Origin of the sequence: Caldalkalibacillus mannanilyticus JCM 10596 (assembly GCF_000615945.1) — a bacterium.
GTDB classification, from domain to species: Bacteria; Bacillota; Bacilli; order Caldalkalibacillales; family JCM-10596; genus Bacillus_AT; species Bacillus_AT mannanilyticus.
Window position 1 is genome coordinate 1 of sequence record NZ_BAMO01000045.1, and the last position, 14,170, is coordinate 14,170.

Below are 14,170 nucleotides of genomic sequence, written 5' to 3' on the forward strand. Positions count from 1 at the left end.
AAGGAACTTACGTTCTCATTATACCATATTGAGGAAAGTTTTGGCTAACGCCAACCGACATTCATCTCCCCCTTATCATTGGGCTTCGCCCTTCACACGATTGAAGAGGGAGTCTTCTGTCGGAAAATGATAAATATTTCGATTATCATCGAAATATGGATGACATAGGAGGAAATTTAAATGAACGCTAATCCAAATGTAGCTATCGTTGCTAGTTTAGTAAGCGATGCCTCTCGGGCGGCAATCTTAACTGTTTTATTAGATGGTCGATTTCACCCTGCAAGTGAATTAGCTTATATGGCAGGAATCAAACCACAAACGGCAAGTTTTCATTTAGGAAAGATGGTCGAAGCTACTCTTATTACAGTTGAAAAGCAGGGAAGACATCGATACTATGGCATCCGCAATCAGGAAGTCGCCCGAATGATGGAGTCTCTGCTAGCTATAGCTCCACCAATCAAAATTAGATCATTCACACAATCTTCAGAAGACACAGCCTTGCGTTTTGCGAGAACCTGTTACGACCATCTTGCTGGAAATTTGGGAGTACAATTAACAAATGCTTTACTTAATATGGAGCTTATTTACGAAGAAGAGGATAGCTTCAGCATTACCAAAAAAGGAGAGGAATTCTTTAAAGCTTTTGAGATTGACCTCGAAAGAATTAAAAAGAAGCGCCGTTCTTTCTCACACAAATGTTTAGATTGGAGTGAAAGACGCCCTCATCTTGCTGGAGCATTAGGTAATGCTCTTCTAGAAAGACTACTCCAATTACATTGGATTGAACGCCTACCTAAAACAAGAGCAATGAAGATAACTCCTACGGGCAGAACTGGTTTGAAGAAAATTTTTTCTATTGATTTGGATTGACCAAAGTAAAAAAATACCTCAGGCACAACGCTAAAAAATGCACCTGTCTATGGAGCCAAGGATCTCTGGTCACTAAATCCTATGCTCACCTACTTAGACTGGTGCATTTTTCTCTTCTTATTACTATTGACTAAGACTCTTCTTGCTTACCTTTTTTTGAACTAAGATATATTCCTATCATCCCACCTACAATAGCTGCAATGACGTTAATCAGTGCCTTAGTATAAAAAGGAAGATCCCACTGCATGCTTTCCGTTAGCACTACAGTAAGAAAGACAACTAAAACTACCGACACAAAAAATGGAAGATAGTATGATATTTTTTTCATTTTTGATCCCTTCATTTCATTACTTATTTTCTAAAATCCAGTTTTGAGCCTGTTTTTGTATCTAAGGCTAAGGTAGCTTCATCTAAGATCAGGATTGGAGGAATCTTTTCATACTTTTCTTGCTTACCTTTTTTTGAACTCAAATAAATTTTTAAGTTTTTCCTATACTCAAAATAGAGTTCTACGAGAAGTACTATGAGTCCGAGTGTAAACAAAATTGTTCCTATTATGAATGGGGTTCCTAAAAATAAACTATATGTGTGGTTCAAGTCTTTTGCGCCAAAAATCAAAAACCATAACTTTGTTCCTCTCCATTCGCTAATCATCGGTACAAATTGACTAGCGAGGATTATGATAGTTAAACATATTAATGTTCCAAAAAACATTAATATTCCACCGATAGTTATTCTTTTCATCGGTTGCCTCCCATCCTCATTGAATATACTTTCATCGTAACATACATAATGCTATACTTGGATCTTCTACCTCAAAAAAGGAAAATATGACTACAAACAATCAATTTAGTAACAAAATACTCTAATCATGTACTCATAATGATGTAGCACTTATTTATCATGAATAAATTAAGGTCAAAACAAAAACCTACTCTCGCCAATAAAATGTCCTTTACAAAGGGTACATCTTACCAAGAAAGTAGGTTTTTAAAATACTTCGTTTTCATAACTAATACGCTTATACTAACCTAACCCTTACACACTCACCTTCTCCGATTGAGCATAATACAATCGAGCATACGCTCCGTCGACAGCAAGTAACTCCTCATGAGTTCCTTCTTCTGCAATTCCCTCTTGCGTCACAACGGCAATTCGATCTGCATGGCGAATGGTGGCTAGACGGTGGGCAATGACTAAGGTCGTTCGATTCTTAGCGAGTTCACTTAGCGCTTGTTGAATCATCCATTCTGTTTCTGTATCTAAGGCTGAGGTGGCTTCATCTAAGATCAGGATAGGAGGATTCTTCAAGAAAACTCGAGCAATCGCTAGACGTTGGCGCTGTCCTCCAGATAGCTTCAAGCCTCTTTCTCCGATTACGGTATTTAGCCCTTCAGGCATTGCTAGAATCGTTTCTTCTAAATGGGCATTTCTGACCGCTTCCATAATCTCCTCGTCAGTGGCCCCCAATCGACCATAGGCAATGTTATCTCGTATGGTTCCGTTGAATAAGAACACATCCTGTTGCACAATGCCGATTTGTTCCCTTAGAGAGTGCTGGGTCATGCTGCGAATATCCATCCCATCAATGGTGATTGTACCAGAATTGGCTTCATAGAAACGTGGGATTAAGCTACATATGGTTGATTTCCCTGCTCCTGAGGGTCCCACAAGAGCCACTGTTTCACCTGCGCGAACCGAAAAATCAATCCCTTTAAGCACCTCTGTGTGATCCTCGTAGGAAAAGCTTACATCTTGAAACTCAATATCTCCTCGTAAATTTTTGACCTTTATTGCATCAGGCGCATCCTTCACATCTGGCTCTGTGTCGAGCAGATCACAAAAACGCTTAAAGCCTGCCATTCCTTTGGGATAAGAGTCTAAGAGAGTGGTGATCTTATCAATGGGGCGAAGCAGGATACCCACATAAAGCAGAAAACCTACCAGTTCCCCATAGCTTAGCTTTCCTTGGTAGGTGAACCACGCTCCACAGATCAGCACCACCAGTGTAATTAAGCGAGTAAGCATATAGATCCCTGAAGAACTATACGAAATGGCGAGATACGATTTTAGTTTGGCTAAGCGAAATGATTTATTATTGGCTAGAAAACGATTCATTTCAAATTTTTCATTTCCAAATGATTTAACAACACGGATTCCAGAAATGCTATCGTCTACCCTAGCATTCACTTCCGCTATTTCCTCAAACATTCTCGTTGCTGCTACATTTAGTTTTTTATTGAAGTAAACAATAATCCAGACCAGAAACGGTACAATAATAAAGGTAATAACAGCCAATTCCCAGTTCACCATTAACATAATGCCAAATGCACCAGAGAAGGTCATCATGGCAATAAAGACATCCTCAGGTCCATGATGCGCCAATTCCCCTATTTCAAACAAATCATTGGTCATTCGGGACATGATGGTCCCTGTTTTATTATTGTCAAAAAAGCTAAACGATAGTTTTTGGACATGGTTAAACAACTGCTGACGCATATCTGTTTCAATATTAATTCCCAGCATATGCCCCCAATAATTGACTACAAAATGAAGCCCCATGCTAATAAGATAGAGGGCTAAAAGAAACAGTCCCATCCAACTAATCATGGTCCAGTTCTGCGTCGGAAGAAGAGAATCAATCATCCACTGTACAACGACTGGAAAGCCCAGCTCCAGAAGGGCGACGAAGACTGCACAACCAAAGTCAAGCATAAATAACTTCTTGTAAGGCAGATAGTAGGCTATAAAACGACGGATCATTCACATCTTCCTCCATATTCAATACTACTTATTAGACCCTATAGCGAACGGTCGAAGCCGTTGTTCTTTAAGCCATTCTATTTCCTCTTTCAGCATTTGTAAAGCATTAGAACCAAACCATTCGATGGACGCATAATGATCCGTTTCTTCAATTTGCTCCAGAATAGGCAGAAAGTCGACCGCTCCCTCCCATAGTGAAACCATTCCTTGACGGCTACCACTAGCTGAATAGACATTATGCGGCTGAAAAACATGCAAATAGTCAGAAGAAGAAATATTTTTTAAATGATAATTCTGAACCCACGGCTTTAATAGATAATACCCATCTACTGGATCCGTACCAGACTCCCACACGTGCAAGAAGTCTAAGTTTACTTTGAGATGGGAATGATTGACCTCCTGTAATAGAGAGAGGGTCGAGTCAATTCGATCTGTTAACGTTCCTGGGTGTGTTTCGATTAACAAATCAACATCGTGCTTTTTACATAGCTCGCAAAGCTCATAGAGCCTCTGCACATACTGACTACGCTCATCTGTTGAAATCTCTGCACTCCCCTTCTGTCCAGCAAATGTTCGAATTTGTTTCGCTCCAAACCACTTGCTAGCTTGGATTAAACCCCTGCATTTTTCCAGCGTTTGCTGAAAGTCAGCTTCGGCAGCAATATCCAAATAGTCGCTAATCATCGATACTTTCATTCCATGAGTGGACATATAACGCAACGATTCTATCGTTTCATCTCGATGATAGTGAAATAGATTCAGTGCATGGATTCCCCAGAGCTCGATTCCATCAAAACCAAAGTGATGAGCAAATCGAACAATATCTGAAAAAGAGATCAACTGATGACGAAACGTAATGGTACACAATGAAACCTTCATACTCTCACCCCTTTTTTCCAATGAAGAAATTGTTTTTCCACTTCTTCTTTTATTCGCAATTCCGTCTGATCCATTTCATCTAACGTTTTTAGAATGGATGGTAGAAGAGAAGGGTTCTTGGTCATTGCCATTTTCATGGTTTTATACTGCACATTCGAAAAGCCACGGACCACTTCTTCAATTCGATCGCACCAATATTCAAATTCCCCCTCTTCATATTCCTTTGAAGGATGAAAGTACATCAAGGCGTGCTCATAGCTATATTTACGTATGGCAATCACAGGCAACTGCCTTACCGCTTGGAACAGCTGAGAAAAGGAGTAGTCTTCCTTCTCCTCAACCATATTGGTAATCAGCTTTTTAAGTAGTACTGTAAGTTCATTTTCATTCTTTTTAAAGCTATGCTGAAAGAATTGCTCCACCTTTTCTTCGGAAGGCTTTGTAATGAAGCGGGAGTCGAAGATAAAGCCACCGCCAAAGGGATTTTCTAAAAAGGCTTGAATGACTCTCTCTTTCTGAACATTTCCTTCCCAGCGAAAATCGGGGTCAAACATAAACCATTCATCTTCCTTCTCTGTTTTTTGAATCATGAGAAAGTGAGGAAAAGGCTTTTGATTAAATTTATTTTCTCTCTCCGGCATGAGAGACATATCAATCTGCACAACAATATGCTGATCCTCTGTCCGTTCCTCTACCAACCGTAAAAAGGTTTGCAGATTACTTTCCTTCGATTTCAAAGGATCATACCATGTTTCCACTTTTGGACCGAATAAGTGCTCAAACCAGTGCAGGAAATAATCATGATTTTCTGAGAAATAGGTGATTTCCCCCTGCTCAGTCAGATCAAAATCAGCATCCCATACTCCAAAATAAAAAGGCCTGTAATCGACATCACTGTACCTTTTAACAATTTCACAAAAACAACTCACAATACAGTGAACTTTAATCACATGTACTCCTCCTTTGTTCACATACAGACCCTTAAACGCTACTGAATAGATGTTCCACTCGTGGGTTGTAAGGTTTCCAGAAAATCAAGTAAAGAACCGACCGTCTGAAACACTCTGGGATCTACCTCATCCTCAGGAATTTCAAGCTGTAGCTCTACTTCTATATAAACAATAAGCTGAACGAGCATAATGGAATCGATCCGCAAATCATTGTTTAGCCGCATCAACTCATCTAATTCTGTTACTCCTTGCAAGCCCAGCTTTTCATTCATGACTTGAAGAATTTTTCCCTTTAATTCTGCTCGATTCATCACTGTACATCTCCTATTTCTAATAATTTGCGAGAGATCTTTCCATTTTTATTCTTCGGAATCTCCAGGACACACTCCACTTCGGCTGGTACCTTATAGGGCGGGAGATGTTGGATGCACCAATCTCTAATATTGTCAGCAGTAAGCTCCTCTTCTGCCACCACCTTTGCCTTAACCACTTCTCCAATGAGCGGGTGTTGCCCTCGATAGACGACCACTTCTTTGATACCCGATAGCTTCTGGATGGTTTCTTCCACCTCCAATGGAAAAACCTTAAGTCCTGAAACATTGATGACGTCATCCATCCTAGACACATAGGTCAACTCCTGTTCTGAGCTGATATAGACCAAGTCCTTGGTATGAATATCTGTCGTTCCCGTCCTGACAACCAGTTCTGATGGTTCTCCTTCCTTCGTTTCGCTCAAAACGGAGAAGTGTCCCAAGGCGACGCCGATATCTACATTTGACTTCATTTTGTTGGACAGGCTAATACACCCTGCTTCAGAGCAACCATACTGCTGTTTCATTGTTCCTGTCATCTGACTTAGCTTGGCAAATAAAGCCTCTGACATGGGGGCTCCAGAACTCATTAAATGATTAAACTGAAGCTCTTGCTGTGGAAAGCTAGAAAGAACATGAAAGAGAGCAGGCACACCATATACAATATGATGAGGGTGCTCCTGTAGAATCTTCAGCGTATACTTGGGATTCTTATGCGTAATGATGGTCGGTACAGTCCCTCTAGCCATGCTGGAGAGCACCCCAGAGATGAGCCCATACGAATGACTGACGGGGACGAGAATAATAGGTTCCTCTTCACCGGGCAGAGCAAGAGCTTGATTGTATCCTTCGATCTCCTCTTCGATTTCCTCCCATGTCCTAGAGATGAGCTTAGGGTCCCCTGTCGTTCCTGAACTGTACTGATAAACAGCAGGGGCAGATTCAGCCTTCCACTGCTCCCTTCCAATGCTTCGATAATTCTTTGGATCATGATAAATAAGAGCAGAGCAATCTGCTTTCATAGCCATCACATAAGCAGTCTTTAAGGGGGTTTCACCATGAATTAAGAGAGTAGAGCAGCCTCTGCTTTTGAGAAAAAGAATGAGAGTTACTAAGAAAGCAGGGTCCTCAATACATAGCGCTATTCTCTGTCCTTCTACTGCTTTAAAATGCTCCAATCCAGCATAATAGCCATAGAGGCGCTCTACCTCCTCATGAGTCACTTCTTGATTGTTAATCCTAAACATATCGATCAATTCTCCTTATGATTCGTAGTAGATACTGAACACCAAAACATTTCCTGTACCTGATAGAGCGGATTGGGGACCTCATGGAGATGTAGCCCTTCATCCGTATAGAGCCGACGTTTGGTTAACTGCTCTAATCGGCATGAAGGAACAAACAAATTAATCTCTTGAAAACGGGCTTTCAACTGAGGAAACGCTTCTGCATACTCCTGTAGAGATTCCGCCACGAGAGACCAGAATAAGTCCTCTTCATATCGGTAGAAATCAGCTAACAGAAAGGATAACTCCCCAAGGTTCATTGAAAACAAGGCATCTAAGGTCATTTCTCGAACCAAATCAATGTTTTCCATTTCAAAAAAATCATTGAGCGCACCTTGTTTATATCGATCATGTATCTCAGAAAAATCAGGGCATGCCTGAGGCTCTTTTAAAAATCCAGTATAATATTCAACCCCTTCATGGAAATCCTTCAAGGCAACACGTTCAGGCTTTCCCTCGCGATGAATAAAAATCATATTCTGAGCATGAGATTCCAAAGCCACTCCATGAGCGACTAGTAAGTGGACAACAGGCCAAATGCAGGTTCTTACTAAGTGTCTGACCCATTGTTCTAGACCATGCTTTTGCACCCATGAATGAATCAGTGGATTCCCATCCAATTCACGAGAATAAAGGGCATTGAAAGGAATCGCTTCTTCTCCAGGTTCTAGATAAGGATGAATACTTTCTCTCCAGATACAGCCAATTGCGCCATACAAAGCCTGAGGAGCAACCACACACTCAGAAGGCGGATCATAGCATACACCTGCATATTCCTTAAGCAATACAAGACGTGCTTCTTCTCTCAAGTAGACATCGCCTTGAACCATTTGTTCCAGCCAAGCCGAAATAACTGGGGCGCTGGCTATAGAATAAGGATGAAGATGGCGAACACTTGACGTGTTCACAATATGAAGAGCGGTTTTTAGATACGCTTTTTGAGGATGAGTGACATTCGCCAATGTTCGAATCGATTGCTGGGCACTGTAGTCCTCCTCTGAAACTCCCAAATAAATCAGATGTTTTTTTCTGATTTGATCGACCCCATGAGGGATAATATAGTTCTCCCATTGCCAAGGGTGTACAGGAAGATAGAAATAAGATTGCGGGTCACAGCCATGACTTCGAACCACGGTGTCATAGTGTCTGACCACCTTCTCCCCCAGTTCCGAGCGAAGGAAAGAAGAATAGCTTTCTCCTTCCATTACAGCCACTCGAGCCACATCCTGATGCAGGGCAAGCCAAATGGGTTTGAGCCTGTTTTTGCTTTCGGGACCATACCTCTCATTATCCATTAAGGTAAAGCCAATTCGTGATTTATAGCTGGGATGATAGGGATGAGCATCCATTACATTGCCCTCCAAGTCATCATAGGATGTACCTAGTAACTGGGCTTTCTGTTGCCTTCTTTTATATTGGGCAAGAGTATCTTTTAGAAGAGTTTGCTCTAGCTCCTGAATAAAGGTATGTTGTTTCTCTTGATTGATTCCTAGATTTTTCCCTACTTCATAGAAAAAGAGAGCAAAAGATTCTGCTTCTGAGAAGCCTTCTTGAGCCACACGCATCATAGGCTCAGTTAAACGAATCCGACCAAATGTTAAGCTTCTTCTTCCTAGACATTCATAAGTAACAGAGGACTGATGACCATCTACTCCCTGTATTCGGAATAGAATCCCCTCTTCGACCTCTATTTCATCCGCTGAAACAATCTTCTCAAATAAAAGAGATTCTACTAACTGACGAAATATTCGTCTTCTAACCTCCACATAAACCTCTGACATGATGACCTCACTAACCTTCATTTTTTCAAAAGGTATACTCATAGGACCTCTCCTGTTCAGAACTTGGCAATTCAGTAACCAAGGGGTTTTCTATTTGGACGTAAACCGCTTGTTCGAGCGGACTTGTTAATTCATCTATATCAAACAACCGAGTTAATAAATTTGCCTTACACGGAAGCTTTTTATCTTGAAGTAAGCTGGTTAAGAAGGTAGAGCCCTCTCGATTCAATGGAATAAATGCCTCTAATGCTGATCTTACTTCTGCTAGCAACTCACGCTCATTGATGAGTCCTTCTGTTCCAAAGCCGTTTATAACACCTAGCATATGATTGATCATTAAATAATATCTAAAACGTTCATCTGCTATCTGATCATCAAAGATATTTTGGCTTTTTTCTCCTATACCCGGAAGCAATTCATCCAACAGAGCTTTTCTTGAGCGACAATAGTAGTAGCCCTGATTATCACGAAAATAAAAGCGTTCTGGATAACCATCCTTCAATTGGACCAAGCTATTTTGTTGATGTGCTTCTAGAGCAATACCATAAGTTAAATAAAGCCATACCATCGGCTCAAGGGAGATTTTCAGATACCTGCGAAACCAGTCTAAGCTAACCTGACGTACACTTCGCTCTTCCTCTCGGGCTAGACGATGAATGATCGTAGCGAGTCTGGAACTGTGCCCTGGAAGTGCATCTTGCACTAACGCAGCCACTAAGGTAACCTGCTTTCCTCTCTCTCCTTGAAACACGTTCTCTCTTAAAATGATTTCGAAACCTGATTCTTCCTCCCCATCTACTTTGACAGTCATATAGGCAGGGTCACAAATAAGATCAAAGCCTGGGAACTTTTGTTTGACCTCTCCCAAACAAGTATTTAGTAGTTTCTTTACTTCGACTCCACTTTCCAGCTCTTTAAGCTTATTGACACGTAAGGAGTTGGTCACCTTCACATGTAAAGACAGCTTCAACATATAATTCGCCTCAGCATGATACACAGTTCTGATTGAAGATGTTGCCTGATAAGCTCTTCCTCTTGGACCTAGATATTCCAGTACCCCTTGCTGACATAAGTCTTTGATTTTAGGTCTGTTTAGCAGCCACTCTGCTTGTATGGGGTGAACAGGGATAAGAGCATACTCTTCTTGCTGACAATATCTCTCTTTTTCCTCTTCTTCAAACGCTTGATCTGCCCATACTTCTGCTTTAATCAGTTCTGTAGCAGATTGGGGAAGAGCCGAGTTTTCTACCACAGCGCTTTGGTGCACCCTAAAATAATGAAGCTGGAACTCCCCTTTCAATTCTGGAGAATACGCCGCTTGATTCCATTCTGGAAAACCTTGCCGGCTTTTTGGAGTAGGGTGTGTAAGATGACCAAACAGCAATGCTTGCTCTGCTTCGATAAAATAGAGTTCTTCTCCGTATAACTCTAAACCATCCTTTTCTCTCTGTTTGATATAGCTTTCCATGTTGTGACAGCTCTGAATGACTCGAAGGAGCAGTTCATCTGAATAGGAAGCCCCGTAAGCATAAGACAACTCTTTCACTAGTAAGGCAATAAACGTGACATAGTCCGTTTCTATAGCAGCCTCTTCCCCCACCTGATAATAGATGGGCAGGTTGAAAAGATGTCGCCCTGTTGGGGATTTGTACTGGACTCCAAGGTAAAAATGAATCCCTTGCTTCGCTAGAGAAAGATGCAGATAGTGTTTCACTCCTTCTTGAAGCACAAGACACTGCCCTCTCTCCTTCATCCTCCTGTCATCTAGCCATTCACCTTGCTCTGTTTCACGCAAGTAACAATTCAGAAAGCTTTGCATGGATGCTTTCTCTGCAATGTTCTTAGCATCACTCATTTGTAGCCTCCTTTATTTCAAAAAAACAGAAACCCTTTCTTTCGATTCTTTTACGATCAGAGGGGGGTTCCTTCTTTTCCTTTTTTTGTAACCCCTCTCTGATTTACTATTTTAATTGATAATGATTATCATTTCAACTGTAAAGTTTGAGATTTTATGTATTTGGCGAAAACGAGAATCAATTTCATTGACTTTGTCTATACTTCTTTCTTACAATCTAATTGATGACTACTAAATAATCACTAGATTAGATTTGCAGAGGGGAGTTTTTTGATTGGTAGGTCTATTACAAAGTGATAGGGCCAAGTTACTTACTTTGCTAGCAGGATTTGTTTTCTTTTGTGCAAGCTTATTGGTTAGTATTTTGAAGGGCTATCACACCTTTTCTTTTTCCTTATTGTGGGAAAGTATATTTTACTATAACGCGTCAACAGAACACATTCTGATCCGAACGGTCCGTATGCCAGCAGCTTTCATTGCCGCAACCGTGGGAGCAAGCTTAGCTATTGCGGGTGCATTAATGCAGGTACTGACCAAAAATCCCCTTGCTTCTCCATCCTTATTTGGGATTAATTCAGGGGCTGTTTTATTTATTGTTCTATGCTTGAGTGTCTTTAAGTTAGATCTTGCCTTAAAGGATATGACCTTGATCGCTTTTTTAGGTGCAGGGGTAACCGCCTTGTTCGTCTTGGCACTCGGCTCATTAGGAAATGGGGGCTCCCTCCCTCTCAAATTAACCTTAGCCGGAGCGGCTGTTTCAGCCTTTGCCTCTTCCATCACCTCAGGGATTATGCTCTTATATAACCAAACCCTGAGTGAAGCCCTATTCTGGCTTGTCGGTTCTGTATCTGGACGAAAAATGGAGCATTTGATCACGGTAATTCCTTATATTCTCATTGGCTGGATGATCGCTTTTGTTTTAGCCAAATCCTTAAATGTGATGGGAATGGGTGATGATATTGCCAGAGGTTTGGGTCAACGTATTTGGTTAATCAAAGGAATGACTATCCTTGTTGTTATTCTTCTGGCAGGTGGATCAGTAGCGCTGGCAGGTCCCATTGCCTTTATTGGCTTAATCGTTCCACATCTTTGTCGCTACCTAGTCGGGAATGACCATATTTGGGTGATTCCTTATAGCGCTGTGGCGGGAGCGGCTCTGTTGGTTTCTGCTGATACGGTTTCCCGCTTTATCTTAATGCCTAAAGAAGTGCCGGTTGGTGTGACGACGGCTCTATTAGGAGTCCCATTCCTTATCTATATTGCAAGAAGGAGAAACTATGAATAACGTCGAGCCACTTAGAGAAAAAACACATGGATCCAACAATACCTGGCGCAATACGGGAATCATTCTATTTTTCTTTCTCGTCATGTTCCTTTTAGTTATTCTGAGCCTATCTCTAGGCAGTCTTCATATTCCCTTTCTGGATGTGCTCAGTGTGTTTACCTCAGATAACAAAACACATAAAATTGTCATTCTTGATCTACGCCTACCACGAACCATACTGGCTGTTTTAATTGGAGCGGCACTTGGGACAGCAGGCGCTATTTTACAATCCGTGTTCCGCAATTCTCTTGCATCCCCTGACTTATTAGGAATTACGGGTGGCGCTTCATTTGCTGCTGTTGCCTTTATGACTCTCCTAGCTGGTCAATTCAGTATTCATTGGCTGCCGCTTGTGGCTATTGGAGGCGCCTTTGTTACAGCTCCCTGATCTATATCTTAGCTTGGAGAGGCGGCTCGTCATCCTACCGTTTGATTCTGATTGGAATCGGGATCTCTACAGCGATGGCTGCCTTGACCATGTTTTTGTTAATTAGCGGTCCCGTTCATCTTGCCTCTCAAGTATTAGGCTGGATGACTGGAAGCATCTATGGAAAGTCCATGGAGCATGTCATCGCACTTTTGCCGTGGATGGGATTATTCCTGCCACTTGCCTTCTTACAAGCACGCCATCTTAATGTCCTTCTGCTTGGAGATGGGGTATCCACTGGTCTTGGCTTATCGGTGAAGAATAAACAACTCTGGCTGATGCTGTATAGTGTGGCTCTTGGAGGAGCTGCTGTTGGGTTTGCCGGAGGAATTTCTTTTATTGGACTCATGGCGCCACATATGGCACGAAAGATGGTCGGTCCAATGCATGGCATCCTCTTGCCGGCATCCGCTTTGCTGGGCGCTATTATTCTTCTATTAGCTGATTTGGCAGGGAGATTACTCTTTCAGCCTCTCGATATTCCTGCCGGGGTTTTTACCGCAGCTATTGGAGCTCCATTCTTTATGTATTTATTATTTAAAAAATAAGGTTGACAAATATTACTGCAAAAGTTATTAATTAATATTAGTGATAATGATAATCATTGGCGATTATTTGCTCACTTACCAATTAGTCAAAAATGAGGGGAGAAACAAACACATGCAAGTAAACAACAAATCTTTTTTGCGTAGCTTTCTTTTTATTGCCATGCTGGCTCTAGTGCTTGTGGCAGCAGGCTGCGCTTCTAACACCAATCAAGAAACTCCAGCTAATTCCGAGGAGCCTGCTCCCACAGAAGAAGCTCAGCAAGAAGCAACCGAAGATGCCGAGTACACAGTAACACATGCCATGGGTGAAACAACAATTAAAGGAACACCTCAAAGAGTCGTTATTTTAACGAACGAAGGAACAGAAGCTCTTCTAGAGCTAGGAGTCACTCCTGTAGGGGCTGTTAATTCTGGTGTAGGAGATACATGGTATCCACATATCCTAGACAAAATGTCAGGAGTAGCGGAGCTAGGGGATGAGAGACAACCAAATATGGAGCTTATCGCTAGTCTTGAGCCAGACCTGATTATCGGAAATAAAGTTAGACAAGAAGAAATCTATACTCAATTATCCAATATTGCTCCTACTGTCTTTTCTGAAGACCTTGCAGGACAATGGAAAGAAAACTTTACTCTTTATGCTGAAGCCCTGAACAAGCAAGAAGAAGGAAAACAGGCTTTAGAGCGTTATCAGCAACATGTAGACCACGCGAAATCGGAGCTTGGTGATAAACTGTCAACAAAAGTTTCCGTTGTGCGTTTCCTACCTACTAATGTTCGTATCTATCTTAAAGACACTTTCTCTGGTACTGTATTAAGCGATCTTGGTTTTGCTAGACCTGAATCTCAAGATATCGATGAGTTCATCGCTGTAATCACGAAAGAGCAAATGGCTGATATGGACGGAGACATTATGTTCTTCTTTAATGCTGATTATGACGAAGAAAAAGGTGGAACAAAGATGCAAGAAGAATGGATGAATGATCCACTCTACCAAAACCTTCAAGTAGCAAAAAATAAGAAGGCATTCCAAGTGGATGAAGTCATCTGGAATCTATCTGGTGGTATTATTTCTGCTACCAAGCTAGTAGATGAATTGCTTTCCTACGCTAAGGAAATGTAACTCTCCGTGCCAAAAACCAAAAGTCGAAGAGGGGTAACTCTAACCCTTCCTCG

12 protein-coding genes and 1 pseudogene are annotated in these 14,170 nt (G+C 41.5%); 4 read left to right on the plus strand and 9 right to left on the minus strand.

Going from position 1 to position 14,170, the window contains the following annotated elements; translation table 11 throughout:
- The first annotated feature begins 180 nt into the window (after positions 1 to 180).
- Positions 181 to 870: an ArsR/SmtB family transcription factor gene (locus JCM10596_RS20000; RefSeq protein WP_025028629.1), complete on the plus strand. Its 690-nt coding sequence runs from the start codon at positions 181 to 183 to the stop codon at positions 868 to 870.
- Positions 871 to 1,000: 130 nt separating this feature from the next.
- On the opposite strand, the gene JCM10596_RS20005 is transcribed toward JCM10596_RS20000, so the two are convergent.
- The 9 genes from JCM10596_RS20005 to JCM10596_RS20045 form a co-directional block, all read right to left on the minus strand.
- Entirely contained in the window at positions 1,001 to 1,198 is a 198-nt protein-coding gene (locus JCM10596_RS20005; protein WP_025028630.1) for a hypothetical protein, read from the minus strand.
- A gap of 23 nt (positions 1,199 to 1,221) precedes the next feature.
- Entirely contained in the window at positions 1,222 to 1,614 is a 393-nt protein-coding gene (locus JCM10596_RS20010) for a hypothetical protein (RefSeq protein WP_025028631.1), read from the minus strand.
- Between the two features lie 294 nt (positions 1,615 to 1,908).
- A complete protein-coding gene (locus tag JCM10596_RS20015) occupies positions 1,909 to 3,633 on the minus strand; it encodes an ABC transporter ATP-binding protein (RefSeq protein WP_025028632.1) in 1,725 nt (574 codons plus the stop codon).
- Positions 3,634 to 3,657: 24 nt separating this feature from the next.
- On the minus strand, positions 3,658 to 4,512 hold the full coding sequence (locus JCM10596_RS20020; protein ID WP_025028633.1) for a sugar phosphate isomerase/epimerase family protein: 855 nt from the start codon (positions 4,510 to 4,512) through the stop codon (positions 3,658 to 3,660).
- Complete coding sequence (locus tag JCM10596_RS20025) at positions 4,509 to 5,462, minus strand: DUF6005 family protein (protein ID WP_025028634.1); 954 nt, start codon at positions 5,460 to 5,462, stop codon at positions 4,509 to 4,511. The genes JCM10596_RS20020 and JCM10596_RS20025 overlap by 4 nt, the downstream gene beginning before the upstream one ends.
- Before the next feature lie 38 nt (positions 5,463 to 5,500).
- Positions 5,501 to 5,773 (minus strand): petrobactin biosynthesis protein AsbD, encoded by a 273-nt coding sequence (gene asbD / locus JCM10596_RS20030; protein ID WP_025028635.1) that lies wholly within the window; start codon positions 5,771 to 5,773, stop codon positions 5,501 to 5,503.
- Positions 5,773 to 7,020, minus strand: coding sequence for an AMP-binding protein (locus JCM10596_RS20035; protein ID WP_025028636.1), 1,248 nt, complete (start codon positions 7,018 to 7,020; stop codon positions 5,773 to 5,775). The genes asbD and JCM10596_RS20035 overlap by 1 nt, the downstream gene beginning before the upstream one ends.
- 5 nt (positions 7,021 to 7,025) lie before the next feature.
- Entirely contained in the window at positions 7,026 to 8,882 is a 1,857-nt protein-coding gene (locus JCM10596_RS20040) for an IucA/IucC family protein (RefSeq protein WP_025028637.1), read from the minus strand.
- Positions 8,866 to 10,695 (minus strand): IucA/IucC family protein, encoded by a 1,830-nt coding sequence (locus tag JCM10596_RS20045; RefSeq protein WP_025028638.1) that lies wholly within the window; start codon positions 10,693 to 10,695, stop codon positions 8,866 to 8,868. Before JCM10596_RS20045 ends, JCM10596_RS20040 begins: the two co-directional genes overlap by 17 nt.
- Positions 10,696 to 10,969: 274 nt before the next feature.
- Here JCM10596_RS20045 and JCM10596_RS20050 point away from each other — a divergent pair, with 274 nt between their 5' ends.
- The 3 genes and pseudogenes from JCM10596_RS20050 (at position 10,970) to JCM10596_RS20060 (ending at position 14,117) form a co-directional block, all read left to right on the plus strand.
- Positions 10,970 to 11,980 carry a FecCD family ABC transporter permease gene (locus JCM10596_RS20050; RefSeq protein WP_025028639.1) on the plus strand — a complete coding sequence of 337 codons (1,011 nt, stop codon included), beginning with the start codon at positions 10,970 to 10,972 and terminating at the stop codon, positions 11,978 to 11,980.
- Between the two features lie 82 nt (positions 11,981 to 12,062).
- Positions 12,063 to 12,994 (plus strand): annotated as a pseudogene (locus JCM10596_RS26665) (FecCD family ABC transporter permease).
- 112 nt (positions 12,995 to 13,106) lie between these two features.
- A complete protein-coding gene (locus tag JCM10596_RS20060; protein WP_025028640.1) occupies positions 13,107 to 14,117 on the plus strand; it encodes an ABC transporter substrate-binding protein in 1,011 nt (336 codons plus the stop codon).
- Positions 14,118 to 14,170: the final 53 nt, after the last annotated feature.

Excerpts from the sequence above, each read along its gene's own strand:
- JCM10596_RS20000 (WP_025028629.1), top strand. The coding sequence starts at position 181 with ATGAACGCTAATCCAAATGTAGCTATCGTTGCTAGTTTAGTAAGCGAT.
- JCM10596_RS20005 (WP_025028630.1), bottom strand. The coding sequence starts at position 1,198 with ATGAAAAAAATATCATACTATCTTCCATTTTTTGTGTCGGTAGTTTTA.
- JCM10596_RS20010 (WP_025028631.1), bottom strand. The coding sequence starts at position 1,614 with ATGAAAAGAATAACTATCGGTGGAATATTAATGTTTTTTGGAACATTA.
- JCM10596_RS20015 (WP_025028632.1), bottom strand. The coding sequence starts at position 3,633 with ATGATCCGTCGTTTTATAGCCTACTATCTGCCTTACAAGAAGTTATTT.
- JCM10596_RS20020 (WP_025028633.1), bottom strand. The coding sequence starts at position 4,512 with ATGAAGGTTTCATTGTGTACCATTACGTTTCGTCATCAGTTGATCTCT.
- asbD (WP_025028635.1), bottom strand. The coding sequence starts at position 5,773 with ATGAATCGAGCAGAATTAAAGGGAAAAATTCTTCAAGTCATGAATGAA.
- JCM10596_RS20035 (WP_025028636.1), bottom strand. The coding sequence starts at position 7,020 with ATGTTTAGGATTAACAATCAAGAAGTGACTCATGAGGAGGTAGAGCGC.
- JCM10596_RS20040 (WP_025028637.1), bottom strand. The coding sequence starts at position 8,882 with ATGAGTATACCTTTTGAAAAAATGAAGGTTAGTGAGGTCATCATGTCA.
- JCM10596_RS20045 (WP_025028638.1), bottom strand. The coding sequence starts at position 10,695 with ATGAGTGATGCTAAGAACATTGCAGAGAAAGCATCCATGCAAAGCTTT.
- JCM10596_RS20060 (WP_025028640.1), top strand. The coding sequence starts at position 13,107 with ATGCAAGTAAACAACAAATCTTTTTTGCGTAGCTTTCTTTTTATTGCC.